Origin of the sequence: Martinezella rhizogenes, assembly GCF_007002745.1 — a bacterium.
Taxonomy (GTDB): domain Bacteria; phylum Pseudomonadota; class Alphaproteobacteria; order Rhizobiales; family Rhizobiaceae; genus Agrobacterium; species Agrobacterium cucumeris.
Map to the genome: position 1 here is coordinate 165,599 of NZ_SGNY01000003.1, position 26,323 is coordinate 191,921.

Here is a 26,323-nt window from a genome sequence, read left to right on the forward strand (position 1 = left end):
TTATCGGGCTTGCTCTGAAGAGGAGATTTCGTGCGCGTGTCGTCATTTGTAGATGAACCCCACTGATCCCTGATAGGGCGCTGCCTGAACCTGGTCTTTCCGGCCATAGACCTTGTTGACGCGGTTCATGAAATACATGGCGGCATCGTTTTCCGGGTTGAAGTTGTCATCCGGGCGGGCGATCTGGTTGCGCGCAACAGGCCGCACCAGATAGGGCGTGGCGATGATGACCAGCTCCGTCTCGTTGCGGATAAAGTCCTTGCTGCGGAAAAGCGTGCCGAAAATCGGGATTTTCGACATGCCCGGAAGTCCGGACATGGCCTGACGGACATTGTCCTGAACAAGCCCTGCGATCACGATCGATCCGCCGGACGGAAGCTCGACTGTTGTGGAGGTTTCGCGCTTGCGGACTGACATATAGGTCGAGCCGGGAATGTTGCCGCCCGAATTTCCCGTTACCACATTGCCTTCATATGTCGGCTCGGAAACATTGGTCTCGATCTTAAGGCTGATACGCCCTGGCGAAAGTACAACGGGCTTGAAGTTCAACGTGATGCCGTAGTCAACCGTATCTGTTGTACGTGTTATGGTCTGCTGGCCGGTTTCCTTGTCAACGGATACTTCTTGCTCTGCGGCCAGACGGAAATCTCCACCCACATAGAACTTGGCCTGTTCACCTGAGATGGCGGTGAGGCTAGGTTCGGCCAGAGTGCGCACGACGCCAGCCTGCTCCATGGCATTGAGGTAGCTGGCAAAGTTCATCGAGCCGGAACCGATTGAACCGCTGGCTATTCGCGAGGCAGTGCTGATTGCATTTCCAAGATTGGACGGATTTGAGAACGAAAAGCCGTTATTGCTTGTGGAGCTGCCAATGGAGCCGTTGAATCCGAGCTGTTTCAGCACCTGCCGGCTGACTTCGGCGACAGTCACCTTCAGTGTTACCTGATCTTCGCCCTCGATCGTCAACATGTTGACGATTTGCGATACTTGGCGTCTTTCCGCAAAAATCGCTGCATCGCCGCCATTGTCACCGCCGGTGAGTGATATATTGCGCGTGGTGGCTTCCCCGCCCTTTAGAAACGCGTCGGCGAGCTGCACGGCACGCGCAGAATCCTGCGGTGTGCGCACAGAGCCGGTGAGAACGATGTTGTCCGAAACGATTTCCACCTTGATATCCGACTCGGGAATAAAGCGGCGGATATTGGCCTCGAGGCCGGAGATGTCGCGCTCCACTTCAAGATCGAGACTAACGATTTCGCGACCGCCCTCACCGAAAATGAAGATATTTGTCTGTCCCACCGTTTTTCCGAAGAGATAAATACGGCGAGAAGTGCGTGTTACGGCATCGGCAAGGCTTGGATCCGCAACGAGAATGTCGTGCGCATCCTCAGGCAGATCAATCACCAATGCCTTGTTGAGGCCGAGCTTAAGACGTTTGCGGATGCCGGATCCGCTCTCGGTAATCCGAACGATACTTGCGCTTTGTGCCGCGGCTTCGCCAAGGCGCAGAAATTCAGGCGAATGCGGGCCTGGAATGCCTGAAAAAGCCACGCAGAAAGCAAGTCCGCCCAGCATCGATGAACGCAGGTGTCTTTTAACACGCTTTGCCATGAACTCCCCGGTCATTGTGATGCTCCTTGACTGCCCTTGACGATCGACCCGGACTTGATCACCTGTATTTCCGGTTGACCGGAGCCGCCGTTGAGAAGGTAGCCCGCTGAAAGCGTATCGTTTTCCTGCGCGTCGGCGATTGAGCGCAACGCAAGAGTGAGCCGATCCGCCATCTGCTGCGCCACCGTTATGATTTTTGCCTGTTCTGGCGTCAGCTCCAGAGTCGCAGTCGCACCGACGACGGCGGAGATGCCGTCCTCGCCTTCCTTGATCTGCTGGTCAATTGCGAGAACGCGGACGTTGTTCAAAACGTTTTCGGTCAGGAAATTGCCGTTATCGCCCTTGCGAACCATGATGACATCCACCCGGTCATTCGGCAGCACGAAACCGCCGGCGCCGGTGGAGACGGAAATTTCCGTAGCGACGGCGCGTTTGCCCGCCGGCAGAAGTGAAGACATGATGCGGGTACTGGAATCGACGACCTTTTCCGGCCGCACCGGTTCGCCCTCAAACAGGGGCAACCGCACGACGGCACCGGTGAGTTCGGTGATCGCGTTCGGATTTTTTGTTTCGGTTATGAAGTTATCGACGACATTGCCCTGCGGCCAGGGTGTCCAGCGCATCGAACTATCGTTCAGGCGGCTACCGACAGGCAAGTTGACTGAGGAAACGAGAACATTGACCGTCGGTTCCTTCTGGATGATCGTTTCCGCTTTTTCGATGACCTGCTTTGCGCCGGAAATCTGCATGGCGACGAGACCGGCAAGACCGGCAGCGACCAGGGCAACGGATAGAATAACGATACGCGACGGTTTCATGCTCGATCCTTGAGGGAATCAGGTTGTTCTCCCCTCAGGATGGCGCATGATTGGTATAATTATGGTTAATATTATGCTTGGATTTGTGGTTAACGGGACTTTAATCCGTCAGCTATGTAACTTGTTCAGGAAAGACTGGCGATGGCAGCTTTTACAAGCGGCGCGTCACCGTAAGTCAAAAGGCCGGCAATGGCGATGCCGATGCCATAGGGGATTTTTTTTGCCACCATCAGGGAATCCGGGATGGGAATGCCGATTGCCATGATTTCTTGCGATCGTGACCGCAAAAGCAGGATGCCAAGCGTTAATACGCCACCAATGAAAGTGACTCCAAGCAAGAATTCTATGAGCGAAGAATTGAATCCATACCAGACCGTAGCGGCGGTCAACAGCTTGGCGTCCCCACCACCCATCACATTTGCAGCAAAGAGCGCAAAACAGGCGAAAAAAACGGCGGCCGCTGCGGCAATGCTCATCGCGAAAGTCTGCCATTCCATGCCGGTAAACGGTGCAACAACAAAAAAGCAAACTAGTAAGATAAGCGGTATTCTGTTGGGTATGGTCATGCTGAATAGATCGTTCAGCGCAGCGAAAGCAAGGCACAAAGGCAAAGTCAGAAAAATTGCTGCTACGACCATTAGATCAATCCTACAGAGGATTTGGCAAACGAGTGACAACAACGCATGGAGGTTGCCTAAAAATACCAAGATGGCCGCCCTTTTTAGGGGCGACCATCCATGAAATGATGCGGAAATTACTTTCCAGATGCAGTGGAAGCCGCCGTCATCTTCGTGCCAATGTTTGTGAAGAGCGTACCGATCTTGCTGCCGACAGTCGTGGCACCGCCAACGATTGCAACAGAAATAAGTGCAGCGATCAGGCCGTATTCAATTGCCGTGGCGCCGGATTCGTCCTTGAGGAAACGAGCGAAAATCTTGGTCATGAGTATCTCCTAACTCTTGTTTGGTTCAGCACGCCGACAACTGTTTTCCGTTGTTCGGTTGCGTTCAAACTACAGCCGAGCGATTTCCAACCACTTAAAAAAAATCCTTAATCTAAAGTAAATGGCATGATGAGTTTCTCTTGGTAAACAAAGATAAAAAGTATTGCCCGTATTTTTATATTTGCTGATAAACAAATACATTCCGGCGCAAGGGATTTCCCATTTTTGGAAAGCTACTCTCTTAATGGGGCATATATGTTCAATTTTGATGCGAGCCGGTGGAGGCGGAAAAAGACTTCAGCTGCGCATGGTTACTGCCTGCATCGTGCCTTTTCGCCGTTTAACGCTTCATTCACTAAAACCGCGCATTCTGCGACGCAGTAAAGTGCGGGTAATGAACAAGGGCCAAACGCGTGTCATCCGGAAAACTGGCGAAAATTGTGGTCGGCTTGTCCGTCATTATGGGAGGCTCGTCGCAATCTGTTTTCGCCCAGGAAGACATATTGCGCGTTTCGATGAACCACGCCCGTGTTCTCCGTCTCGATCGTCCTGTCAGCAAGGTTATTGTTGGTAATTCGAAAGTTGCCGATGCGACGGTCGCCGATGCCACGACCATTGTGCTGACCGGCCGCAGTTTCGGCACGACAAATCTCGTGCTTCTTGATGCCGATGGCAATCCGATCGTCGATGAGCGCATTCTCGTCTCCATCGATGAAGGCAATACAGTTCGCGTTTTCCGCCAGACGGAACGAACCGTGCTTTCCTGCACGCCGAATTGCGAACAACATTCGCAAAACAGTGGCGACAAAGACTCTCAACCGTAAGCTCGGCGAGGCCAGACGAGGCTTTCACATATAATGATTTCGCATGAAGAAGCGGCGGGCATTTTGTCGGCGTGACAAATGTTGCGTTCGCGCAGGCGGCAATCGTTTTTTGGGGGGAACGGGAGCCATGAATTTGATCAGATCAAAAAAACACAACATGCGCCCCTGCGTTTCGCGGGAGGCCTGCATGTTGCTGTTTTTTCGTCTAAGTCATTGATCTGGCTAAGATCAAAAAAGGAATGGTGCCCAGAAGAGGACTCGAACCTCCACACCCTTTCGAGTACCAGCACCTGAAGCTGGCGCGTCTACCAATTCCGCCATCTGGGCGACGGAGAGCGATGTACGAGGGCAGCCGCCCGGTGTCAACAGACTTTTTGAACTTTTATGACGATCATTGATTTTAAAGGGAAAAAACTTGGTTGGAGGCTGTTGAAACATGTCGCCGGGTCAGGTGTCGAGCCCGTCATGCTTCGTTCTGTCCACATGGCCGAGGTCGCGGTCCGGATCAATGATATCGCGGATTCTCTGTTTGAGCTCTTTTGGGCCGGGAAAACCGCCATCGCGTTTGCGTTCCCATATGGTGGCGTCGTCCACGGTGATCTCGAACAGACCGCCGGTTGAGGGGATGAGGCTGACTTCGCCGATATCAGAAGCGAAGGTTTGCAAGATCTCCTGCGCCATCCAGCCTGCGCGCAGCAACCAGTTGCACTGCGTGCAATAGCGAATGGTTATGCGCGGCTTGGTGTCGGTCATGGTCACGTCTCCTTCAAAGTCTGGTCACGATAATGTCAACTATAACACTCATGTTTTTACCCGGCGCGTTCTTGTTCTTATCACGGAGCTTTGCGAACAGATAAGCCATCGAAGGCTGAAACGAGGAGATCCTATGGCCCAGTTCGACAATAACCGTCAGCGTCTTTTCGTTCCCGCTGTCGCACCGCTTTACAACTCGACGCATGATCTGGTGGAGACCATTCTGCGCGTTGCGGCGGGTGTTCTTCTCGTCACCCATGGTTTCGGCAAGATTGCCAACCCTTTCGGTGCGGTCGGCATGGTGGAAAGCCTTGGCTTTTATCCCGGCGTGTTCTGGTCGCCGCTTCTTGCCGCCACAGAGTTTTTCGGCGGTATTCTGGTGGCGATCGGCCTCTTCACGCGGCCTGCCTCTTTCGCGGCCATGATCGTTCTGCTGGTAACGGTCTATTTTCACGGCATCGTAAAGGCAGAGGGCCTGGCTGGTGCAGAAAAGTCGATCCTATGGGCGGCTATCTTCCTGTTCTTCGCCGTTCGTGGTGGTAACCGGCATTCCGTCGACGCAAAAATGTCCCGGGAATTCTAAGGTTCCGTCGGCGGGGTTTTCAATATTGCCCCGCCACCCTTCATGCCTCTTGAAAATCCGTTTTTCTCATGGTGAAGCTTGAATTTGAACGGCGAACGCGCCGTTTGAATTTTCAGCACCATCGAGAGGCCGTATGCGCGTTGCAATCATCGAAAACATGGCGGGCACGCCGCACGGGCAGCTCGGGGTTGCGTTGGAAGAGGCGGGTTCGGACTTGCATGTCATCCGCGCCTATGCGGGCGAGCCTCTTCCCGCGGATGCCGGTGAGCATGATGCGCTCATCGTTCTCGGCGGTGAGCAGAATGCCCTCAATGACGCGCTTTATCCCTATCTTCCAGACCTTGCCCTTTTGATGAAAGCCTTTGGTGATGCCGATAAGGCCGTGATGGGCGTGTGCCTTGGCAGCCAGTTGCTGGCGCGCGCCTATGGGGGAGAAAATATTCTCTCCGGCCCGCCTGAATTCGGTTGGGAAGATGTATCGCTGACGGAAGACGGCGTATCCGATCCGTTATTGGCGGGACTGGATGAAATATTCCCAATTTTTCAGTGGCACCGCGATACGTTCACGCTTCCGCCGGGCGCAATACGGCTGGCAACCAATGAAGCGACGCGAAATCAGGCCTTCCGTCTAGGCCGGGCGGTTTATGGCACCCAGTTCCATTTCGAAGCATCTACCGCTGTGGTGGACAGCTGGTGCGAGGCCTTCCCGGCATCGGTCGAAAAAATGGCGCCCGGCTGGCTGGAAAAATACAGCGACCATCGCGGCAGGCGCGCAGATATGGCCGATGCGGCTGGTCTGGAAATTGCGCGTGCCTGGGTGCGGCTCATTTAAGCGGATTATTTTCGTCGTTAACGAGGGCAATCAGGGTCGTGGTCGTTTCACCATCATCAGCAAGGAGATGTGAAGAGCATGTATAAATTTGAGATTTATCAGGACAAGGCTGGCGAATATCGTTTTCGCTTCAAGGCATCCAACGGCGAAACGATGTTTTCTTCGGAAGGGTACAAGGCCAAGGCCTCGGCCGTCCATGCGATCGAGTCGATCAAGAAAAATTCTCCCGGTGCCGATACCGTCGATCTGACCACCATGACGGCCTGATTTTTGCCGCCCTGTGAGAACTCGAAGCATGTTGCCTGCCAGAAATGACAGGCGCATTGGCAGGTGCCGGCGTAAAGATAAGATTCAGTCTTTTTTGATAATCTTCCGTTAGCAATTGTATTTCGAGGTCTCCGGGCGGCGTTTGAGTGCCCCCGATTTGTTTTGCGTACGGGTTCTCATGCGATCATCGGCTGTGCCAGCACTTTTCTTCGGTTGCCTTTTGTTAGGTGGCTGCACCAGTTCCGGGCCGGAAAGCCTGGTAGCTGGCCTGCCTTCGAAGGAGACGACGAGTTCGGTCACGCCTTCGGCACCCGTGCCGCAGGCAAGTGTTGGCACGCAGGCCATCACCGCCCAGCCACGGCAGGAAGTGCTGGCATGGGGCGGGCCGGTGCCTGAAGAGCCCAAGGCCTTTTCCGCCGTCACTCCAAAAGCCTCCATGCTTCAGAATGCGCCTGAAATCGGCTTGCCTGCGCCATCGCAGGCGGGAATGGTGCGGCCGGCGGAGCGCCCGATGGTTCGCGAAATGGAGCGTCCAGTCCAATTGGCCATGGCCGCCGCCCCGGCAGCGGGTGCCGGCGCACAAATCCGCTCGCGTATTTTCCGCTCCAGTTTCAGCGATGCCAAGCCAATCAATTTCGGCCGCGTTCAGCCGCGCCATTTTCAGGTCCACGGTGTGGATGTCTCCCGCTGGCAGGCAAATATAAACTGGCCGCAGCTGCGCACCCGTGGCGCCAATTTCGCTTTCATCAAGGCGACGGATGGTGGTGATCATCTTGACCCGATGTTCCGTACCAACTGGCAGCGCGCAAAGGAGGCAGGCATCCGCCGCGGCGCCTATCACTTCTTTTATTGGTGCCGCTCGGCCAGCGAGCAGGCGGACTGGTTCATTCGCAACGTGCCGCGCGATCCCGATGCGCTGCCGCCTGTCATCGACGTGGAATATAACGGCGAGTCGAGCTGCAAGATGCGCCATTCCCGTGAGCGCGTGCTGGAAAAGATGCGCGTCTTCATGACCAAGCTTGAGCGCCATTACGGACAGCGGCCGATCATTTATACGGCACCTGATTTCTATAAGGACAACCTCACGGGCGAATTCCAGGACTATCCATTCTGGCTGCGCGCCGTCGCCCAGCATCCGTCCGTGGTCTATCCCGGACGTAAGTGGCTGTTCTGGCAGTATTCCGGCTCCGGCCTGTCGCACGGTGTAGATGGCCGTATCGATCTCAATGTCTTCAACGGTAGCGAAGACGCATGGCATCGCTGGATCGACCGCCGTTCAAGCTGATCCGGGCGGGTGTCAGCGCGCGAATTTTCTGGCACCCGCAACGCAAAGCACTACGACAAGCGTAACCCCGATCATGGCAGGGCTCACCTCTTCATGCAGCAGCGTTGCTGCAAGCACCAGCCCGAAGAACGGCTGCAGCAATTGCAGCTGGCCCACAGCGGCAATACCGCCGAGCGCCAGTCCGCGATACCAGAAGATGAAGCCGATCAACATGCTGAACAGCGACACATAGGCAAGGCCGCCCCAGGCCTGCGGATCAATGCCGGCAAGCGTTTCCGGTCCGGTGAAAAAGGCAAGCGGCAGCATCACCGGCAGCGAGAGAACGAGTGCCCAGGAGATGACCTGCCAGCCGCCCAGCTTCCGCGACAGCGCGGCGCCCTCGGCATAACCCAGTCCGCAGACGATGATCGCGCCCAGCATCAGGAGATCGCCGGCAAGCGAAGCCCCAACTCCGGCTGAAAGCGAGTTCGACAGTGAAAAACCTGCCACGAGAGCACTGCCCAGACAGGAAAACAGCCAGAAGGCCGGACGGGGACGTTCACCACCGCGCAACACCGCGAAGACGGCAGTTGCGAGCGGCAATAGCCCGACGAAGACGATGGAATGCGCTGATGTCACGTGACGCAGCGCCAGCGCCGTCAAAAGCGGAAAACCCACCACCACACCGAACGAGACGATGAAAAGCGATGTCATATCGTTCCGCGCCGGGCGTTTTTGCTGGAACAGCAACAGCAGGGCGAGTGCCAGAATGCCGGCAATGCTGGCGCGGGCAACAGTCAGGAACACCGGATCGAAATCGGTCACCGCAATACGTGTGGCCGGCAGTGAACCGCTGAATATCACCACGCCGATAAGGCCGTTCAGCCAGCCGCTTGTCGTCTTGTCCATTGTCATCTCCTGCATTTAGCTTTCTTGATCCGGAACGGCTGGCAGGAACAGCAACAGTCGTGTACAATTTCAAGAAACTGTTATGGTTGATGCCCCAGTACGGATGGAGAGCGGTTTGAACGAGCAGGTTGTTCCCGTCACGCGCATTGAGCCCGGAACAGGCATGCAGCCCGGAACACGCATAGAAAAAGTAATGGCGAGTATCCGCCAGCGCATCGCCGCGCGCAACCTGGTGCCGGGCGCACGTTTGCCTTCGGTGCGGGCGCTGGCAAAGGCGATGCAGGTTTCCACCTCCACCGTCGTCGAAGCCTATGACCGCCTGGTGGCTGATGGCACGATAGGTTCTCGTCCCGGCTCCGGGTTTTTTGTGGCGGGTCCGCTTGCGCCGTTATCTCTGGCCGATATCGAGCCGCGGCTGGATAGGGCGGTGGATCCCCTGTGGGTGTCGCGGCAGGCGCTGGATGAGGCCTCCGTCCTTGCCAAGCCCGGCTGCGGCTGGCTTCCCGCGTCATGGATGCCGGAGGAGGCGCTGCGGCGGGCGATGCGGGGGCTTGCTCGTGCGGATACTGCCCTGCTGACGGATTATGCGAGCCCAATGGGGCTGCTGCAACTTCGCCAGCTTCTGTCGCGCAGGCTTGCGGAACACGGGGTACAGGCGGGCACCGGCCAGATCATGCTTACCGATTCCGGTACGCAGGCGATCGATCTTCTCTGCCGTTTCCTGCTGCAGCCGGGGGATGCGGTGATTGTCGACGATCCCTGTTATTTCAATTTCCATGCGCTGCTGCGCGCGCACCGCGTCAGGGTCATCGGCGTGCCTTACACGCCAACCGGGCCGGACTTGCCGTTGTTCGAACAGGCGCTGAAGGAACACCAGCCGCGTCTTTATATTACCAATTCCGCGATCCATAATCCGACCAGCGCCAGACTTTCCGCCGTTACCGCCCATCGGCTGTTGATGCTCGCCGAACAGGCGGGGCTGACCATCATCGAGGATGATATTTTTGCCGATTTCGAAACACAGGCGGCACCGCGGCTGGCTGCTTTTGATGGTCTTAACCGTGTTGTCCAGATCGGCAGTTTTTCAAAAACCCTGTCGGCTTCCGTGCGGTGCGGTTTCATCGCGGCACCTCTGGCATGGGTGGAAGCGCTGACCGATCTCAAGATCGCCACCGCTTTCGGTGGAGCGCATTTTTCTGCGGCGCTGGTACTGTCGCTTTTGACGGATGGCAGTTACCGCAAGCATGTCGAGGCGCTTCGACTGCGCCTTGCGGCCGTGATGCCGCAGGCGGCGGCACGTCTGAAGTCGATTGGATGTGTGCCCTGGATCGAGCCGCAGGCGGGCATGTTTTTATGGTGCCGTCTGCCGGACGGAGTGGATGCGGGCGATGTGGCGCGCCGCGCGCTTGCGCAGCAGGTGGTTCTGGCACCCGGCAACGTCTTCAGTTCCTCGCAGAATGCATCCAGTTTCATGCGTTTCAATGTATCGCAAATGGGCAGTCCGCAGACCATGACGGTGCTCGAGGATGCGCTCCGGGAGGCGGCCGATCACCGCCTGCCCTGAAGGCATGGGGATGAATCGGAACAAAATCGCGTGAACACCGTTTTCTCCGCAGAGTGAAGAGGAGAAATACCATGACATTCGATCCCAACAACCCGCGCCCGGACCGCGATCTTCGTCCGGAACTGAATATCAGCAATGAGCCGACGGCCCGGACCTCGTCGTCCTGGGTACCGTGGCTGGCAATCATCGTCGTTGTGCTGGTGGGCGTTTTTGCCTGGTCGCAGATGAGCGGCCCGACCACCGATCCAGCCACGACATCGTCCACCACGCCGCCTGCGGCCACGGATCAGGCGCCCGCCCCCATGGCGCCGACTGCCCCGGCAACGCCGCCGGCAAACAACACGGCCCCGGCAAGCCCGAATACGGGTGGCACTCAGACCCAGCCGTAATGGGCTGACTGACATTATAAGACCGTCTGCCTTCGGGCAGGCGGTTTTTTCGTGGGTGCAATCAGCTTTCGCGTTTAGAGCTGCTCCATCGCCGATGGGCTATTGGACACCTTGGACCAGCGGGCGATCGATTCTTTCGCCAGCGCTGCAAGCGTTATGCTCCCAAAGCGGGACAGGAGGATGGTTTCCGCCTCTTTCATCGCGTCAAAAAGGGCCTCATTGACCGCCTGTTCTATAACGCAGTTCGGATTGTCGCCCGCCAGACCGATGGAAAACAGCTCCGGTGCGCCGAGCGCCCGGTAAATATCCAGCAGGGTGATCTCGCTGAGCGGTCGAGCAAGGACCCAGCCGCCGCCATGGCCTTTTTCCGATGAGACATAACCATGCTCCCGCAGGCCCGCCATGGTTCTGCGCACCACCACAGGATTGGTCTGCAGCATGGCCGCGATGCTTTCAGAGGTCGCCGCTCTCTCGTGTTTTTCCATATGGATCAGAATATGCAGCACCCTTGAAAGGCGCGTGTCGTGTCTCATTGCGCAAGCCCATTTGTTTTTCGCCACGCTATCAGTTCCGAAGTGACGTAACAATATAAGTTGCATGACCCTTGACTCGAAAAATCACGTAACAATATAAGTATCGTGAAAATAAGCGGGCGCTTCCTGCCCGGTCTTGAACGATAGGTGCATCATGAAATTCGACGTCATCGTCATCGGCGGCAGCTATGCCGGTCTATCCGCCGCCCTGCAGCTGGGCCGCGCCAGAAAGAACGTTCTTGTTGTGGATGCGGGTAAAAGAAGGAACCGTTTTGCCAGCCATTCCCATGGTTTTCTTGGACAGGATGGCAAGGCACCGGGCGAGATCGTCGCCGAAGCGCGCCGGCAGATCGAGCGTTACCAGACGATAGCGTGGGCGGAGGGTAGCGTGACCGGCGCCGAGGGGTCTTTTGGCGATTTCGCCGTTGAGATCGACGGTCACCGCCGCGAAAGTGCGGCCCGGCTGATCCTTGCCATGGGCGTTACCGATCAGCTGCCTGACATAGCCGGGCTGAAAGAGCGCTGGGGCTCTTCGGTCTTTCATTGCCCCTATTGCCATGGCTACGAACTCGATCAGGGAAAAATCGGTGTCATTGCCGCTTCACCCATGGCTATTCATCACGCCCTGATGCTGCCGGACTGGGGTGAGACGACTTTCTTTACCAATGGCATGTTCGTGCCGGATGAGGATCAGGCCGCACTTCTGTCTGCCCGTGGTGTCCGGGTGGAAAAAGACCGTATCGCGGAAATTGCCGGACATGCGGATGTCGTTCTGGCCGACGGCCGCAGCATTGCGCTGGCCGGTCTTTTCACCCAGCCGAAACTGCGGATCACCTCGGAATGGATCGGAAAACTCGGCTGCTCCGTGGAGGAGGGGCCCATGGGATCGAGCATCGTGACTGATGCCATGAAACAGACCACGGTCCGCGGCGTCTTTGCCTGCGGTGATGTCGCAAGGCCGGCAGGCTCTGTCGCCCTTGCGGTGGGCGATGGTGCCATGACAGGTGCCGCGGCGCACCGGTCGATCCTGTTTCCGGAATGATCAGCTGGAGGTGAGGCTAAGCCAGCGTCCGGGAGGCATGCCGAAGGCATTCTTGAAATGCCGGGTGAAATGCGCCTGATCGGCAAACCCGCAGGCAAATGCCGTTTCAGCAAGGCTGGCACCGGCCCGCATCATCTCCTTGCATTTTTGTAGTCGCCGCATGATGAGATAACGATGCGGGCTGGTTCCCAGCAGGCCACGGAAATGCCGGAAGAGCGTAAAGCGGTCGAGCCCGCTTATTCGCTCCAACTCCTCTGCACCGACAGTGTCGGCACTGTTCTCCAGCAGATAGTCCCGACACCGCAAAACGGCGGCGTGGTCAATCCGTTTGATGGTTGTAGCGCTGCCGTTTGAATGTTTGGAAAGCAGATCCGCCAGTCTCGATTGCCAGTCGGTCAGGAGCAGATTGTCCGGCTCGCTCTGGAGATTGCCGAGCGCCTCGATCAGACATTGCCGGAACGCGGCGTCCTCGATAACGGGATTTTTTGCAAAGGGCAGCGCCTGATATCCCGCCTGCGCGATTTTTTCAGGCGGAAGATAAAGCATGCGGTAGCGCAGGCCTTCATCCGTGCCTGCGCCCCCATCGTGCACTTCGTCGGGATGCAGCACGATGACATTTCCCGGCATGCTGAAATGCGAGGTCCCGCGATAGGAAAAAGTCTGGACGCCGGAAAGGGTGACGCCGAGCGCATAGGTATCATGGCGATGCGGCGCATAGGCGTTGCCATGAAAGCGTGCTTCGATGCGTTCTATGCCCTCGCTTGCGGGCGCCTGCACGATCCCCTCGAATTTGCACGAACGTTCAAGATCGACGGTGCGCGAAGGGTCTAGGGTTGCTTCTCTTTCGTAACCACAGCCAGATTGAGTTCGCATGTTTGATACCAAGATCGCCGTTATCCTTCGTGATGACCTTGCCGTATGGCAAAAACTGAACGTTACTGCATTTCTCATGTCCGGGATTGTCGCCCAGACCGGAGAGATCATCGGGGAACCATACCGCGATGGTGCCGGCAACGTCTACAATCCCCTGTCCATCCAGCCGATCGTTGTCATGGCCACGGATCAGGAAGCGCTCCGAAAGATCCATCAGCGATCCCTCGAGCGCGATGTCACAACATCACTCTACATTGAGGAAATGTTCGCGACCGGGCACGATGTCGCCAACCGTCAGGTATTTTCGGAGTTTTCTCCTGAGAATGCCAGGGTGGTCGGTATGGCGCTGCGGGCGGACAAGAAGATCGTCGACAAAATCACCAAGGGCGCAAAGCTGCATACCTAACCATGTCGCTTCAAACGCAAAAGGGAGGCTGTAAGCCTCCCTCCAATAGCGATGCAGTATCAGTGCTGCTTATTCGTCGTTCATCTTCAGGGCGGCGATGAAGGCTTCCTGCGGAATTTCCACCTTGCCGAACTGACGCATGCGCTTTTTGCCTTCCTTCTGCTTGTCCAGAAGTTTGCGCTTACGTGTCGCGTCGCCGCCGTAACACTTCGCCGTCACGTCCTTGCGCAGCGCGCGCACGGTTTCGCGGGCGATGACCTTGCCGCCGATGGCCGCCTGGATCGGGATCTGGAACATGTGCGGCGGAATGAGTTCCTTCAGCTTCTCGCACATGCCGCGCCCACGCCGGTCGGCCGCCGAGCGGTGCACCAGCATGGAAAGCGCATCAACAGGATCGCCATTCACGAGGATCGACATCTTGACGAGATCGCCTTCGCGATAATCGATGATGTTGTAATCGAACGAGGCGTAACCCTTGGAGATGGATTTAAGCCGGTCGTAGAAATCGAATACCACTTCGTTGAGCGGCAGTTCATAGGTGATCATCGCGCGGTTGCCGACATAGGTCAGCTCCGTCTGCAGGCCGCGCCGGTCCTGACACAGCTTCAGGATGCCGCCGAGATATTCGTCCGGCGTCAGGATCGTCGCCTTGATCCACGGTTCGCGAATTTCCTTGATCTTCACCACGTCGGGCATATCGGCCGGATTGTGAAGTTCTTTCTCGGTACCGTCAGTCAGCGTCATTTCATAGACAACCGAAGGTGCGGTGGCGACGAGATCGAGATTGAACTCGCGCTCAAGGCGTTCCTGAATGATTTCAAGATGCAGCAGGCCAAGGAAGCCGCAACGGAAACCGAAGCCGAGAGCGGCAGACGATTCCATTTCGAAAGAGAAGGAGGCGTCGTTGAGGCGAAGCTTGCCCACCGCCGCACGCAAATCTTCGAAGTCCGCCGCGTCGACCGGGAAGAGACCGCAGAATACCACGGGCTGTGCCGGTTTGAAGCCGGGCAGGGCCTGCGCGGTCGGGCGCTTGTCGTCGGTGATCGTATCGCCGACGCGGGTATCAGCAACTTCCTTGATCGAGGCGGTGATGAAGCCGATCTCGCCAGGGCCGAGGCTGTCGACATTGACCATCTTCGGGGTCAGCACACCAACGCGCTCGATGCCGTATTTCGCGCCTGAACCCATCATGCGGATCTGCTGGCCCTTGCTCAGCACGCCGTCGATGACGCGTACCAGAACCATGACGCCGAGATAGGTGTCGTACCAGCTGTCGACCAGCAGTGCCTTCAGCGGGCCGTTTTCGCCAACTTCGCTCGTCGGCGGCGGCAGGCGGTTGACGATGGCTTCCAGAACATCGGGAATGCCAAGGCCGGTCTTGGCCGAAATCATCACGGCGTCGGAAGCGTCGATGCCGATCACTTCCTCGATCTGCTCCTTGATGCGGTCGGGTTCGGCCGCCGGCAGATCGATCTTGTTGAGCACCGTCACCAGCTCGTGATCGTTGTCGATCGCCTGATAGACGTTGGCAAGCGTCTGGGCTTCCACGCCCTGCGATGCGTCCACGACGAGCAGCGAACCCTCGCACGCCGAAAGCGAGCGGGACACTTCGTAGGCGAAGTCGACGTGGCCGGGGGTGTCGATGAGGTTCAGCACATAGGTTTCGCCGTTATTCGCCTTATAGTGCAGGCGCACGGTCTGGGCCTTGATGGTGATACCGCGCTCGCGCTCGATATCCATCGAATCGAGAACCTGTTCCGACATGTCGCGTTCGGCAAGGCCGCCCGTCGACTGGATCAACCGGTCGGCCAGCGTCGATTTGCCGTGATCGATGTGGGCAACGATCGAGAAGTTGCGGATATGGTCCAGGGGCGTGCGGGTCGAATTTGTGCTCATGCTCCGCGCTATAGCAGGGGCTTCTCATGCCGCAAAGCGGGAATTTGGTTAAAAGCCCTTTAAAATGGGCTTTTTAGATCGCAAATTGCTCCGGCCAGTCGCGACGGGTGGCCACCTGTCCTTCGGTTCTGAGTCTTGCGACAGCGGCAAGATCGATATCGGCAATCAATAGCGTGCTCTGCGTCACCGCATCGCTGTCGCTTTCCGCAACGATGCCGGATGCCGGCATGCCATAGTCGGACGGCACGTAAAGCGCCGCACGGCCGCGATTTTCATCGACGGCAGGTGACCATGGGGCCTCGCCTGCGGTGGGAGAGGAGAGCACGGCATATTGGTTTTCCAGCGCCCGCGCCTGCGCGCCGATGCGCACCCGGTAAGCGCCTGCCAGCGTGTCGGTGCAACTGGGGGCAAGAACGAGTTCCACGCCGAGTTCCGCCAGCCTGCGGCCGAGCATGGGAAACTCATTATCGTAACAGATGAGGATGCCGAGCTTGCCGACTGGCGTGTCGAAGTCTTTCAGACCCTCTGCACCGGCATGGATGTTCCATTGCTCCCGCTCGAAACGGGTCATGATCTGCTTGTCCTGATAACCGATCAACCCGTCCGGTCCAAACAGCCATGCCCGGTTGCGGAACTTGCCGTCCGGGTCCTTCACCGGCGCGCTGCCCGGCTGGAAGAGGATTTGATGTTGTCGTGCCAGCTCTTCGCAAAGTTCCACCCAGGAAGGAATAAGCGGCTGTATCTCTTCGATGGAACGATGCAGATCCGACCGTGCCTCGGGCGGTAATTGCCCGGTCAGCGCCATGGCCGAATATTCCGGCAGAAGCAGCAGTTCCGCACCCGTTTCTTTCGCCTCGCGCACGATGGCGGCAAGATGCGCCGCATAGGCTTCCCATGTCTCGATCAGTTCGATCGCATATTGGCTGGCGGCGAGGCGGGTCATCGGTTTCTATCTCCTGCGGCGATGTTCTTCATCCAGAAGGACAGCGGTTTCGGGCTCTCGACGCTCTCGTCGATATCCTGCCAGGTAAAGCTGGTGCGCAGCTCGGGGTGGTGGCGATAGCCGCGCTTTTCCCAGAAGGCATTCAGCGGCACGTAATCTGCCGGGCGGCGCGGGTGATCCGCAGGCCGCTCGACAGCGCAGAAGGTGCACCAGTCGAAGTCGAGACGTCTGGCATGGGCCTCCCGTTCCTCGAAAAACCGCACGCCGATGCCGTGACCGCGATAATCCGGCAACAGCACGCTTTCGCCGAAATAAAACAGCTGCAACGGGTCGTAACCGGCAACAAGGAAAGGCGATTTCACCTCGTCGGTTTCCGCCGCCATGGGCATGCCCGTGGACATGCCGACAACCTGCCCGCCGTCGAGCGCCAGCACGAAAACAGCGCCCTTCGTATCGGCATAGGTGGCCAGATATTTGCGCTCATAGTCCACCGAACCATCATAGAGATAGGGGAAGGCGCGGAACACCGTAATCCGCAGCCGTGCGAGATCATCGAAATAGGGTGCGGCGTCAATGCCGGAAAGAGACTTGATTTCGACGGTCATGGGCATTTTCACTTTCGGTTCCGCTGGTTATACCGTCATGGAAAACCCGCGCAAGCATTGAACGGAGAAGACGATGACCGCTGCCGAGACCATCCGCGCCTATTACGATGCCTTCAACCGACAGGACATGGATGCCTTTCTGGCGCTTCTTCATGACGAGGTGGTGCATGACATCAATCAGGGCGAACGCCAGGCCGGCAAGGCGGCTTTTGCCTCCTTCATGGACCACATGAACCGCTGCTATAAGGAAAACCTCACCGACATGGTGATCATGGCGAGCGCAGACGGTAAACGTGCCTCCGCCGAATTCACCGTCAATGGCGAATATCTCAAGACTGATGAGGGATTGCCGGAAGCTGATGGCCAGAAATACGTCCTGCCCGCCGGTGCCTTCTTCGACCTGAAGGATGGAAAAGTTAGTCGAGTAACAAACTACTATAATCTGAACGACTGGATTGCCCAGGTCGGTGCCTGAAGCCTTCATTGTTCCCGCGATAATGGCCATCCGACGGTAATCGGGTTTCCACTATCGTGGATATTGACTCCATCATATGGGAATTATAGTCTCATATGATGGAAAATGAAGATCATATTCTCGAACGTTCGATCGGTGAGCGGATCAGGTCGTTGCGGGCGGAAAACGGCCTGACACTGGATCGGCTTGCCTCTGAATCCGGTGTCAGCCGCGCTATGATCTCCCGCATCGAACGGGGTGAGGCGAGCCCGACGGCGTCGCTGCTCGCCCGCATCTGCGCAGCATTGGGCCTGTCGCTCTCCGGCTTCTTCGCCGAAAACGAAGAGGCTGTTTCCCCGCTGGTAAAGAAGCGGGACCAGCAGCTCTGGAAAGATCCCGAAACCGGTTATGTCCGCCGCGCCATCTCCCCACCGCGCGTCGGTTCCGATGTCGATATTGTCGAGGTCGAGTTTCCGGCCGGTGCGCGTGTCGGCTTTCCGCCGCATGCGGCAAGCAGGGGCATGACGCAATATGTCTGGCTTTTCGAAGGCGTTCTGGAGATGACGAGCGGCGGTACGGTGCATCTGATGGAGCCCGGCGACTGCCTTTTCATGCCGGTCGGTGAAGGACATGTCTTTCACAATCCTTCCGAAAAACCCGCCCGTTACGCCGTCGTGCTGGACCAAAGACAGCGCTGATTTTTTCCAGAGGAGTTTTCATGGCCACCATCCGCGTGCTGAACGGGCAAGAGACGCTCGACGTCCTGCCGGAACTTTGCGAAGTCCTTTCCGCCTGCGTCAATGGCGGCGCATCCGTTGGTTTCATGTTGCCCTTTTCTCCGCAGGATGCAGAGCCCTTCTGGCGAGCCGTGGCGGAAGCGGCGAATGAGGGCGGCACGATCCATGTCGTGGCGGAAGTGGATGGCAAGGTGGTGGGAACCGTGCAGGTGGGCCTCGCTTCCAAACCCAACCAGCCACATCGCGGCGATCTGATGAAGCTTCTCGTGCATCCCTCGGCGCGGGGTCTCGGGCTTGCCCGCAAGCTCATGCAGAAGGTTGAAGAGGAAACGGCAGCCCGTGGCCGTACCCTTTTGGTGCTGGATACGGCCACAGGCAGTGATGCAGAGGCTATCTATCCCCGCCTTGGCTGGGAACGGGTCGGGGTCATTCCCGATTACGCCCTGTTTCCCGATGGGCGTTATTGTGGCACGACGCTGTTTTACAAGCGGATCGACTAGAGCATTTAGTCTGCTTATTGTCCCGGCTTCAGCGTGCGGTTGAAGGCGTCAACAATCACCTTTTCCAGTTCGGCATGAATATCCGCACGGTCGCGCGGCCCGGCTGGTTCGCAGATCGGATCACGCTCGCCAACGGATTTGAGAAACGCATCGGCATCCGGTTTGCATAGGGGCAGGAAGCTGAAATGGTTGGCCTCATCGACCTGTTGATAGGTCGCGCCGGGCACCTCGGCTGCCAGTTTGTCCGCCAGCACGGCCGGTGGAATTTTCCCCTTGCTGCCGAGATTGATGAAGGCCAGCGGAATGTCGATTGTTTTCATGCTGTCCGGCTGGAAGGCGAGTGCGAGGCCAGGATCGACCAGCACGGCGGAACGAATGCGTGGATCGCGGTTCTGCTGCTCGAAACGGGCCTTGTCGAGGGTTCCGAGGTCGAGCTTCGGTACACTGACCGGCTCGTTGTTGAGATAACCCCGGCCGCCGGCAAACCATTGGCAATCCATCATCGTGGCATAGTCTTCGCAATAGCGCTTATACTCGTTGAGATCGGCGCGTGCGCCCGAAATCTCCATTGCCGCGCTGCCACCGAGCGAAAAGCCGAGGACGCCGATCCTCTGCGCATCGATCGCGCCCGACCATTTGCCCTGCGTCGTCAACGCGGTGAGGATCGTGGAAAGATCACCCGTCCGCTCCCAGATTTTCGGCGTATCGGCAGGCGTTGAATCGCCGCTGGTGGTGCCGGGATGGTTGGGGCCGGCGACGATGAAACCTTCGCTCGCAAGCTTTGCCGCGATCCAGGCCATGCCGCTCACTCTCGAGCCCGAACCGTGTGACAGAAGCACCAGCGGCAGGCGACCCGGTTGTACCGCACCGTCCTTGAAGACGGGCGTGCCTTGAAAAATCCGGTCCTCGCCGGAAAGCGTCTGCGTGCCGTTGCCCTCCGAAGGATACCAGACGGTGACGGCAAGGTCCTCGCCACGTTCGGGAGAGTGGATGGCGATTTCGCTGACGCCAACGGCTTCATTTGCAAAAGCCGGCTGGGTAATGAGAGCGGAAAACAGCATGGTGGTGATGGTGACGATGGGGCGCATGAAAAACCTCTTGCGGTCGGAAAGAACGAGACCCAATCTGCACCGTCACCTGTTTTTCGCGTCCTTGATCGCGTTTGAGGTCGTACCGAAACGCGATCTGGTCCATGAAAAGACAACAGGTCGTCGATCCGGGATATTTATTCGTGCTTTTCATTCCCCTGCCATTCGTCGTGGCGCTTCTGCTGGTCGTCATGTTCATCGTCTTTTTCCGAAGCGGAGACGATGTGCGGACGAACCGCGCCTTTCTGGCCCTGATCGCGCTTTGCGCCGTGCAATCGGTTCTTGTCGGCCTGCGCTGGGGGTATGGCGTCAATGCCGTACGTTATGTCCTGCCGGTTCTGGCCGCCTGCCTGCCACCGCTAGTCTATATCGCCTTTCGCGGCTTGATGAGGGTCGGGGCAGACAGCAGGAGAGCGATGCTGGCAAGTCTTGTGTTCTCGCCTTTGTTGATCGTTGTTCTGGAATTCGCCTTGCCGGTAGTGATCGACCTTGCCTTGATCCTCATCTTCGTCGGCCATGCCGCCGCACTGCTTCTTCTGGGAGGAAAAGGGCCGGATGGGCTGGACGAGGCGCAATTCGCCAGCGTCACTTCTGCGCACAGGGCATTGATTATCGCCGCCGTGGCGCTTTGTGTTTCGGCGCTGTTCGATCTTCTCGTGTTCCTCGATTTTGAGTGGGCGCATGGGGAAAATGTCGCCGCGCTTGTCAGCAATGCCAATCTTTTCGGGCTGTTGCTGATCGGTCTGATGGCCGCCCTGGCTGGAAAAAGCAAAGCGCCGCAAACGGCTGCAGAGCCGGCTGAGGAATTGCCGCCTCCCTCAGAACCATCGGAACAGGACCGCGACATAATCGCAAGCCTCGACCAGCTCATGACAACACAGGCGCTTTACCGCGACGAGAACCTCAACCTGACCCGGCTGGCCAGACGCCTCGGCCTGCCCAGCCGGCTAATATCCGGTGCGATCAATCGTTCCCTCGGCATCAATGTCTCGCAATATGTCAACCAGCTCCGTATCCGCGAGGCCTGCCGGCTGCTGGAGGAGACGGAGCAATCGGTAACCGCAATCATGTTCTCCTCGGGTTTCCAGACAAAGTCCAACTTTAACCGGGAATTTCGCCGCGTCACCGGCATGAGCCCGGTCGACTGGCGTGAACGGCAGGTGTGGAAGCTGGTCTCGCCAAACAAAACGGCCACCCGGCAGATGCCGGATGACCGTCTGAAGATGGTCGGGAAATGAGGAGGCTCAGAGCGTACCGTTGCGCTGCTGGATCATCATGTAGGTATCATAGGTATATTCGGCGATCTGCGCCCAGAGATAGGCATCCTTCTTGAAGGCCTGCTGGCTCTCGTAGATCTTCTTGAAGCTCTCGTTCTTGGCCGAAATTTCCACATAGGTGTCCTGTGCCGCCTTGTGGCAGACATCAAGGATTTCCTGGCTGAACGGCCGCAGGATGGCGCCCTGCGCCACCAGTTCCTTCAGGGCCTTCGGGTTGCGCGCGTCGTAGCGCTCCAGCATGCTGGCGCTGCCGGCGGCGCAGGCGTCTTTCAGGATGCGCTTGTAGTTTTCCGGCAGTTCGTTGAATTTCTGCAGGTTCACGAAGGCATGCACGGCCGGGCCGCCTTCCCACCATGCCGGATAGTAGTAATATTTTGCGACCTTGTAGAAGCCGAGCTTCTGGTCGTCATAGGGGCCGACAAATTCGGTTGCGTCGATCGTGCCCTTTTCCAGCGCGGCATAGACATCGCCGCCGGCGATCTGCTGCGGGGTAACGCCAACCTTCTGCATCACCTGGCCGGTGAGGCCGGCAATGCGCATCTTCAGGCCTTTGAGGTCGTCGATGGTGTTGATTTCCTTGCGGAACCAGCCGCCCATCTGAGCGCCTGTATTGCCGAGCAGGATCGAGTAGATATTGTGCTGGGCAAGGAACTCGTTGAGCAGCTCATTGCCGCCGGCCTGGTTGAACCAGGCATTCGTCTGGCGCGCGTTGAGACCGAAGGGAACCGAGGTTCCAAGCGCGAAGGTCGGGTCCTTGCCGACGTAATAATAGGCGCAGGTATGCGCCATTTCGACGGTTCCGGCCGTCACCGCATCGGCCGCCTGCAGCGCCGGCACGATTTCGCCGCCGGCGAAATGCTGGATGACGAAGTTGCCGCCGGAAGCTTCCTTGACGTGATCGGCGACCATCTGGCCAGCACCGAAAAGAATGTCGAGGCCCTTGGTGAAGGACGACGTCATGCGCCAGGTGATTTTGGGGTTTTCCTGCGCAATGGCCGGAGCGGCCAGCGCGGTTGCGGTAACACCGGCGCCAAGAGCGCCCGCCTTGCGGATAAATGATCTGCGATCCATGTCGATAAGCCCTGATACGTCTGCATATTACAGGCGAACCGCACGGTACGCCTCCCAAAGGCTACTAACCATTTATCCTTGCAACCATCAAGAGGGAATGTGCCAAACTTGCGCGCTCTTCTGCAATGCCTGTCGATTGCCGTTTTGGCACGTGATCGCGTTCTTCTTGTGGCTTCTGCCCTGCCATGGTCAGGGTTGCGTGCGTTTCAATGCCGGATCGTCCATTGCAGGATTATAAAACAGCGAAAGTGTCAGGCTTTTGGCGATGCGTTCCGCCGTTTCCATAAACCAGTCATGGGCCTGCCTGCTCGGCGCGATGTCATCGAGCGTTGCCGAAAACAGCGTGAGCCATTGCGGGAAAAGTTCGGCCGTCATTCCACTCACGCCCAGATGCGCCTGTACCGGCTTGCCACCGTAACCGCCATTCTTGAAGGCGATTGCCGACCAGAACTGTTTCATCTTGTCCATGTGTTCCGGCCAGCGCCCGGAAAGTCGCGCATCGAAAACCGGCCCGAGCGTCGGATGTTTTAGAACGCGGCCATAAAATGTCTCGACAAGCAGATCGATGAAACCGGCATCGACGCCGATCGCTGCCATGGCTCTTTCCGCCTTGTGCTGGATGTCGGCGTTATGGGCGGCCTTTGCCGTGATTGGATCCTGCATCGTGCTTCCTTTTCCATAAATTTACGCCGTCTGGTGGTCCGCCGCAATGCGACGCTTTGACGTATTAGAATCATTCTAAAAAGCTTGATTGTGGCGGTCTGCCGCTGTATTTAGAATTATTCTAAAAAGGTTTCAGCCATGTTCCGCAGTCTTTTTTCCCTGTCCAAACGTCCCTTCTCCTCGCTCGGCGAGCAGGAAATCCTGGCACTCGCCATCTCGTCGGAAGAGGATGATTCCCGTATTTACCGCTCCTACGCCGATCATCTGCGCGGGCAATATCCGCAATCCGCAAAGGTTTTCGAAGACATGGCGGAGGTCGAGCAGCGGCATCGAAATGTCCTGATCGACATGCATCGCCGCCGTTTCGGAGAAACCATCCCGCTGATCCGCCGCGAACATGTGCGCGGATTTTACGAGCGCACGCCGGACTGGCTGGTGAAGAACCTGTCGCTGGAAAAAATTCGCGCCCAGGCGGAATTGATGGAAGCGCAGGCGATCCGCTTTTACGATGAAGCGCTCAAGCGAACCACCGATGCCTCGACACGCAAGCTGTTGGGTGACCTGGCCGAGGCGGAGCGGGGGCACGAAGAGATTGCCCAACGGCTGGAAGAAAAACATCTCGATGAAGACGGCAAGTCCGAAGAGGCGGCAACGGCCAAGCGGCAGTTTCTTCTGACCTATGTGCAGCCGGGCCTTGCGGGGTTGATGGACGGTTCCGTCTCGACGCTTGCGCCGATCTTCGCCGCGGCTTTCGCCACGCAGGATACCTGGCAGACCTTCCTCATCGGCCTTTCAGCCTCCGTGGGCGCGGGCATTTCGATGGGCTTTACCGAGGCCGCCCATGATGATGGCAAGCTTTCGGGCCGTGGCTCGCCGGTAAAACGGGGCTTCGCCTCTGGCATCATGACGGCCGTCGGTGGCCTCGGCCACGCGCTGCCTTATCTCATTCCACATTTCTGGACGGCCACGGCAATCGCCGCCATCGTCGTTTTCGTGGAACTCTGGGCCATCGCCTTCATTCAGAACCGCTTCATGGAAACGCCGTTCCTGCGGGCGGTGTTTCAGGTTGTGCTTGGCGGTTCGCTGGTGCTGGCAGCCGGCATTATCATCGGCAATGGCTGAAAAAAGAAAGAGCCCGCGGCGGCGGGCTCTCATCTGTCCAGAATGGCAGTTTGAGTGTCAGCGCAACGCGCCAACCAGGACGTCACGACCATCTTCGATGGAGACCCAGCGGCCGGTATTGAAGGACGCCTGCCGTTTCAGATAGGTGTAATTCGTGTCGGTCCAGAGCTTCACGTCGTCGGTGAGGTTGTCGAGAATATAATCGCCATCGGTGGTACGAAGCGTCAGCACGGCATGGCCTTCACCATCCGGCTTGCGCACAACGGTGATCAGCAGGTCGGCCACGGAAAAACCGCGCTCGATCAGCTTCTTGCGCTTTAGCAGCACAAAATCTTCGCAGTCGCCGGCCGTCGTTGGATATTCCCAGACTTCGTCCTTGCCGTAGATTTCCTGATCGGTCATCGCCACGATGGTGGTGTTGACGGAGGTGTTGATCTCACGAATGACGCCCCAGCCATATTCGGTGACGCGCGGTGGCGGCGTCATCTTGTTGCGAATGTTGCATTCATCCGCATATTTCTGACAGAACTCGTAATGGCCGATCGGCTGGGAGGTAATCCCGCCCGTCACCATGGAAGGGCTTCCCTTGATTTCCGCCATGGCGGAAGCAGCAGTCATTAGCCCGGCGGCAACTGCAAACAGCAGCGCACGCGCCAGCGGTGCGTTCATCATGAAACCCGTCCCTTAATTCTTAATGAAAAGTTAAGAGGGATGGGGGGTAGGAGTCAATCATTAGCAATCGGTGGCGCGCAAGACTCGTTGAATATGGTTAAGAGCGTTGCGCAAATGCCTATATTGCAAGGGCTTTGACGGCTGCGAGCATCCTGTCGATATCCTGCGGCCGGGAAAGCCGGTGGTCGCCGTCGCGGATCAGCGTCAGCACGACATCGTCGGCGGGAAGGTGCTCGAGGAGCTTCAGTGCGTGCTGATAGGGGACGTCGGGATCACGCATGCCCTGCAGGATGTGAACGGGGCAGCCGGTGGTGATGATGCCCGTGAGCACACGGTTCTGCCTGCCGTCCTCCATCAGCGCCCGGGTGAAGATGTTGGGTTCAGGGCTATATTCCGAATGTTCCTCGAAATAGCCTCTTTCCACCAGCGACGTCTTTTCCGCTTCCGTCAGGCTGGGCTCTATCAACTCCGCAGTGAAATCGGGAGCGGGGGCAATAAGAACCAGACCGGCGACGGAGGGTGCTCCACCTACCTTGCGTAACTCCTCGACCATGCGCAACGCGATCCACCCACCCATGGACGAGCCGACGAGGATGACACGCGCCGGTGCCTTGGCGCGTACCACGGCGAGTGCTTCTTCCAGCCACCGCGAAATCGTGCCTCTTTTGAAATCGCCACCGGAAGCTCCGTGGCCGGAATAATCGAGCCGCAGGCAGGCGAGACCATTTTCCGCTGCGAAGCGATCGAGCTCCACAGCCTTGGTTCCCGTCATGTCGGAACGATAGCCACCGAGCCAGACGAGCAGGGGTGCGTCTGGCTGTGATGCTGCGCGGCGATGGAGAAAAGCGATGTTGCGGGCGTCGTCACCCGCTCCCATATGCAGGAATTCAGCGGCTTGTTCGGTCATGTATATGCAATTCTCCTGATTTTCGTGCAATATCGGCGGCGTATTTGCAAAAACCGTGGCAAGAGGTGATCTTTTCGGGCAGATATGCTATTGACTTCGCCACGGCAATAACGACATTTCCGCCGCTTGTACCAAACAAGCTGTTTTTTGCTGACGTGATCCAGAAACAGATCAGGAGAATACGACCATTCGCAGACCTTTCAAAGCCGATGCCCCCGTCAAGGAGGGCCCGCGCTCCAACCGGGAAATTCGGGTTCCCAGAGTTCAGCTTATTGATGAAGAGGGCCAGAACCTCGGTAGCATGCCGACGGATCAGGCTTTGAAAATGGCGGAAGAGGCCGGTCTCGATCTCGTCGAGATTTCGCCGAACGCAGAGCCGCCGGTATGCAAGATCCTCGATCTCGGCAAGCTTAAATACTCGACCCAGAAGAAAGCCGCTGAGGCGCGCAAGAAACAGAAGATCGTCGAGGTCAAAGAAATCAAGATGCGCCCCAACATCGACACGCATGACTATGACGTGAAGATGAAGGCGATGAACCGCTTCTTTGACGAGGGTGACAAGGTGAAGGTGACGCTGAAGTTCCGTGGCCGTGAAATGGCCCACCAGGAACTTGGCATGAAACTTCTCCTCCAGGTGAAGGAAGATACCCAGGCGATTGCCAAGGTTGAAGCCGAGCCGAAGCTGGAAGGCCGTCAGATGATGATGGTTCTCGCCCCGAAATAATTTGCGCCAGTCCTGAAAGCTGCGTAAATCACCGCCGCAAGGGGAAATTTTCA

Annotated in this window: 31 protein-coding genes and 1 tRNA gene; 15 read left to right on the forward strand and 17 right to left on the reverse strand. The window is 57.6% G+C overall.

The window, feature by feature from the left end; genetic code table 11:
• Nucleotides 1-42 precede the first annotated feature (42 nt).
• The 4 genes from EXN68_RS10875 to EXN68_RS10890 form a co-directional block, all read right to left on the reverse strand.
• Nucleotides 43-1,626, reverse strand: coding sequence for a type II and III secretion system protein family protein (locus tag EXN68_RS10875; RefSeq protein WP_142840830.1), 1,584 nt, complete (start codon nt 1,624-1,626; stop codon nt 43-45).
• Nucleotides 1,623-2,429 carry a Flp pilus assembly protein CpaB gene (gene cpaB, locus EXN68_RS10880; protein ID WP_052820178.1) on the reverse strand — a complete coding sequence of 269 codons (807 nt, stop codon included), beginning with the start codon at nt 2,427-2,429 and terminating at the stop codon, nt 1,623-1,625. Before cpaB ends, EXN68_RS10875 begins: the two co-directional genes overlap by 4 nt.
• Before the next feature lie 125 nt (nt 2,430-2,554).
• Nucleotides 2,555-3,067: an A24 family peptidase gene (locus EXN68_RS10885; RefSeq protein ID WP_142840831.1), complete on the reverse strand. Its 513-nt coding sequence runs from the start codon at nt 3,065-3,067 to the stop codon at nt 2,555-2,557.
• A gap of 116 nt (nt 3,068-3,183) precedes the next feature.
• Entirely contained in the window at nt 3,184-3,372 is a 189-nt protein-coding gene (locus EXN68_RS10890; protein WP_142840832.1) for a Flp family type IVb pilin, read from the reverse strand.
• Between the two features lie 461 nt (nt 3,373-3,833).
• On the opposite strand from EXN68_RS10890, the gene EXN68_RS10895 reads away from it, so the two are divergent.
• Nucleotides 3,834-4,196 (forward strand): pilus assembly protein N-terminal domain-containing protein, encoded by a 363-nt coding sequence (locus EXN68_RS10895; protein ID WP_153515366.1) that lies wholly within the window; start codon nt 3,834-3,836, stop codon nt 4,194-4,196.
• A 240-nt stretch (nt 4,197-4,436) separates the two neighbouring features.
• Here the strand turns inward: EXN68_RS10895 and EXN68_RS10900 are convergent.
• Nucleotides 4,437-4,523 (reverse strand) — tRNA-Leu (locus EXN68_RS10900).
• Nucleotides 4,524-4,643: 120 nt separating this feature from the next.
• Entirely contained in the window at nt 4,644-4,949 is a 306-nt protein-coding gene (locus EXN68_RS10905) for an Rdx family protein (protein WP_142840833.1), read from the reverse strand.
• Nucleotides 4,950-5,082: 133 nt separating this feature from the next.
• Between EXN68_RS10905 and EXN68_RS10910 the strand changes: the two genes are divergently transcribed.
• The 4 genes from EXN68_RS10910 to EXN68_RS10925 all read left to right on the forward strand — a co-directional run bounded on the left by EXN68_RS10910 (nt 5,083) and on the right by EXN68_RS10925 (nt 7,916).
• Entirely contained in the window at nt 5,083-5,532 is a 450-nt protein-coding gene (locus EXN68_RS10910; protein WP_142840834.1) for a DoxX family protein, read from the forward strand.
• Nucleotides 5,533-5,665: 133 nt separating this feature from the next.
• Nucleotides 5,666-6,364, forward strand: coding sequence for a type 1 glutamine amidotransferase (locus tag EXN68_RS10915; RefSeq protein WP_161991296.1), 699 nt, complete (start codon nt 5,666-5,668; stop codon nt 6,362-6,364).
• A 78-nt stretch (nt 6,365-6,442) separates the two neighbouring features.
• The gene (locus EXN68_RS10920; RefSeq protein ID WP_046799222.1) at nt 6,443-6,631 is read left to right on the forward strand and encodes a YegP family protein; all 189 of its coding nucleotides are present in this window, start codon (nt 6,443-6,445) and stop codon (nt 6,629-6,631) included.
• Between the two features lie 178 nt (nt 6,632-6,809).
• Nucleotides 6,810-7,916, forward strand: coding sequence for a glycoside hydrolase family 25 protein (locus EXN68_RS10925; protein ID WP_142840835.1), 1,107 nt, complete (start codon nt 6,810-6,812; stop codon nt 7,914-7,916).
• 12 nt (nt 7,917-7,928) lie between these two features.
• On the opposite strand, the gene EXN68_RS10930 is transcribed toward EXN68_RS10925, so the two are convergent.
• Nucleotides 7,929-8,804 (reverse strand): DMT family transporter, encoded by an 876-nt coding sequence (locus EXN68_RS10930; protein WP_142840836.1) that lies wholly within the window; start codon nt 8,802-8,804, stop codon nt 7,929-7,931.
• Between the two features lie 163 nt (nt 8,805-8,967).
• Here EXN68_RS10930 and EXN68_RS10935 point away from each other — a divergent pair, with 163 nt between their 5' ends.
• Together EXN68_RS10935 and EXN68_RS10940 are read left to right on the forward strand one after the other, a co-directional pair.
• Nucleotides 8,968-10,368: an aminotransferase-like domain-containing protein gene (locus EXN68_RS10935; RefSeq protein WP_142841263.1), complete on the forward strand. Its 1,401-nt coding sequence runs from the start codon at nt 8,968-8,970 to the stop codon at nt 10,366-10,368.
• 71 nt (nt 10,369-10,439) lie between these two features.
• Nucleotides 10,440-10,757 carry a hypothetical protein gene (locus tag EXN68_RS10940; protein WP_142840837.1) on the forward strand — a complete coding sequence of 106 codons (318 nt, stop codon included), beginning with the start codon at nt 10,440-10,442 and terminating at the stop codon, nt 10,755-10,757.
• Between the two features lie 74 nt (nt 10,758-10,831).
• Here EXN68_RS10940 and EXN68_RS10945 read toward each other — a convergent pair whose 3' ends face one another.
• Nucleotides 10,832-11,290: an Rrf2 family transcriptional regulator gene (locus EXN68_RS10945; protein WP_142840838.1), complete on the reverse strand. Its 459-nt coding sequence runs from the start codon at nt 11,288-11,290 to the stop codon at nt 10,832-10,834.
• Between the two features lie 154 nt (nt 11,291-11,444).
• Between EXN68_RS10945 and EXN68_RS10950 the strand changes: the two genes are divergently transcribed.
• A complete protein-coding gene (locus tag EXN68_RS10950; protein WP_142840839.1) occupies nt 11,445-12,332 on the forward strand; it encodes an NAD(P)/FAD-dependent oxidoreductase in 888 nt (295 codons plus the stop codon).
• Here EXN68_RS10950 and EXN68_RS10955 read toward each other — a convergent pair whose 3' ends face one another.
• Nucleotides 12,333-13,109, reverse strand: coding sequence for an AraC family transcriptional regulator (locus EXN68_RS10955; RefSeq protein ID WP_161991327.1), 777 nt, complete (start codon nt 13,107-13,109; stop codon nt 12,333-12,335).
• Between the two features lie 94 nt (nt 13,110-13,203).
• On the opposite strand from EXN68_RS10955, the gene EXN68_RS10960 reads away from it, so the two are divergent.
• The gene (locus tag EXN68_RS10960) at nt 13,204-13,611 is read left to right on the forward strand and encodes a DUF2000 family protein (protein WP_142840840.1); all 408 of its coding nucleotides are present in this window, start codon (nt 13,204-13,206) and stop codon (nt 13,609-13,611) included.
• Nucleotides 13,612-13,680: 69 nt separating this feature from the next.
• On the opposite strand, the gene lepA is transcribed toward EXN68_RS10960, so the two are convergent.
• From lepA to EXN68_RS10975, 3 genes are all read right to left on the reverse strand, one after another.
• Complete coding sequence (gene lepA, locus EXN68_RS10965; RefSeq protein WP_161991328.1) at nt 13,681-15,519, reverse strand: translation elongation factor 4; 1,839 nt, start codon at nt 15,517-15,519, stop codon at nt 13,681-13,683.
• A gap of 61 nt (nt 15,520-15,580) precedes the next feature.
• Entirely contained in the window at nt 15,581-16,450 is an 870-nt protein-coding gene (locus EXN68_RS10970; protein ID WP_142840841.1) for a carbon-nitrogen hydrolase family protein, read from the reverse strand.
• The gene (locus EXN68_RS10975) at nt 16,447-17,055 is read right to left on the reverse strand and encodes a GNAT family N-acetyltransferase (protein WP_161991297.1); all 609 of its coding nucleotides are present in this window, start codon (nt 17,053-17,055) and stop codon (nt 16,447-16,449) included. The genes EXN68_RS10970 and EXN68_RS10975 overlap by 4 nt, the downstream gene beginning before the upstream one ends.
• Before the next feature lie 73 nt (nt 17,056-17,128).
• Between EXN68_RS10975 and EXN68_RS10980 the strand changes: the two genes are divergently transcribed.
• From EXN68_RS10980 to EXN68_RS10990, 3 genes are all read left to right on the forward strand, one after another.
• Nucleotides 17,129-17,530, forward strand: coding sequence for a ketosteroid isomerase-related protein (locus tag EXN68_RS10980; RefSeq protein ID WP_142840843.1), 402 nt, complete (start codon nt 17,129-17,131; stop codon nt 17,528-17,530).
• A gap of 95 nt (nt 17,531-17,625) precedes the next feature.
• Nucleotides 17,626-18,207, forward strand: coding sequence for a helix-turn-helix domain-containing protein (locus EXN68_RS10985; protein ID WP_142840844.1), 582 nt, complete (start codon nt 17,626-17,628; stop codon nt 18,205-18,207).
• Nucleotides 18,208-18,227: 20 nt separating this feature from the next.
• Nucleotides 18,228-18,746: a GNAT family N-acetyltransferase gene (locus EXN68_RS10990; RefSeq protein WP_142840845.1), complete on the forward strand. Its 519-nt coding sequence runs from the start codon at nt 18,228-18,230 to the stop codon at nt 18,744-18,746.
• A 14-nt stretch (nt 18,747-18,760) separates the two neighbouring features.
• Here EXN68_RS10990 and EXN68_RS10995 read toward each other — a convergent pair whose 3' ends face one another.
• Nucleotides 18,761-19,834 (reverse strand): alpha/beta hydrolase family protein, encoded by a 1,074-nt coding sequence (locus EXN68_RS10995; protein ID WP_142840846.1) that lies wholly within the window; start codon nt 19,832-19,834, stop codon nt 18,761-18,763.
• Between the two features lie 143 nt (nt 19,835-19,977).
• On the opposite strand from EXN68_RS10995, the gene EXN68_RS11000 reads away from it, so the two are divergent.
• Nucleotides 19,978-21,072 (forward strand): helix-turn-helix domain-containing protein, encoded by a 1,095-nt coding sequence (locus EXN68_RS11000; protein WP_161991329.1) that lies wholly within the window; start codon nt 19,978-19,980, stop codon nt 21,070-21,072.
• A gap of 6 nt (nt 21,073-21,078) precedes the next feature.
• Here the strand turns inward: EXN68_RS11000 and EXN68_RS11005 are convergent, their stop codons facing one another.
• Together EXN68_RS11005 and EXN68_RS11010 are read right to left on the reverse strand one after the other, a co-directional pair.
• Entirely contained in the window at nt 21,079-22,182 is a 1,104-nt protein-coding gene (locus tag EXN68_RS11005) for a TRAP transporter substrate-binding protein (protein WP_142840848.1), read from the reverse strand.
• A 189-nt stretch (nt 22,183-22,371) separates the two neighbouring features.
• Nucleotides 22,372-22,845 (reverse strand): group III truncated hemoglobin, encoded by a 474-nt coding sequence (locus tag EXN68_RS11010; protein ID WP_142840849.1) that lies wholly within the window; start codon nt 22,843-22,845, stop codon nt 22,372-22,374.
• Nucleotides 22,846-22,983: 138 nt separating this feature from the next.
• Between EXN68_RS11010 and mbfA the strand changes: the two genes are divergently transcribed.
• Nucleotides 22,984-23,967: an iron exporter MbfA gene (mbfA, locus tag EXN68_RS11015; RefSeq protein WP_142840850.1), complete on the forward strand. Its 984-nt coding sequence runs from the start codon at nt 22,984-22,986 to the stop codon at nt 23,965-23,967.
• 57 nt (nt 23,968-24,024) lie between these two features.
• Here the strand turns inward: mbfA and EXN68_RS11020 are convergent, their stop codons facing one another.
• Entirely contained in the window at nt 24,025-24,639 is a 615-nt protein-coding gene (locus tag EXN68_RS11020) for a transglutaminase-like cysteine peptidase (protein WP_142840851.1), read from the reverse strand.
• A gap of 118 nt (nt 24,640-24,757) precedes the next feature.
• Complete coding sequence (locus EXN68_RS11025) at nt 24,758-25,546, reverse strand: alpha/beta hydrolase (protein ID WP_142840852.1); 789 nt, start codon at nt 25,544-25,546, stop codon at nt 24,758-24,760.
• 187 nt (nt 25,547-25,733) lie between these two features.
• On the opposite strand from EXN68_RS11025, the gene infC reads away from it, so the two are divergent.
• The gene (gene infC, locus EXN68_RS11030) at nt 25,734-26,270 is read left to right on the forward strand and encodes a translation initiation factor IF-3 (protein ID WP_077224822.1); all 537 of its coding nucleotides are present in this window, start codon (nt 25,734-25,736) and stop codon (nt 26,268-26,270) included.
• Nucleotides 26,271-26,323: the final 53 nt, after the last annotated feature.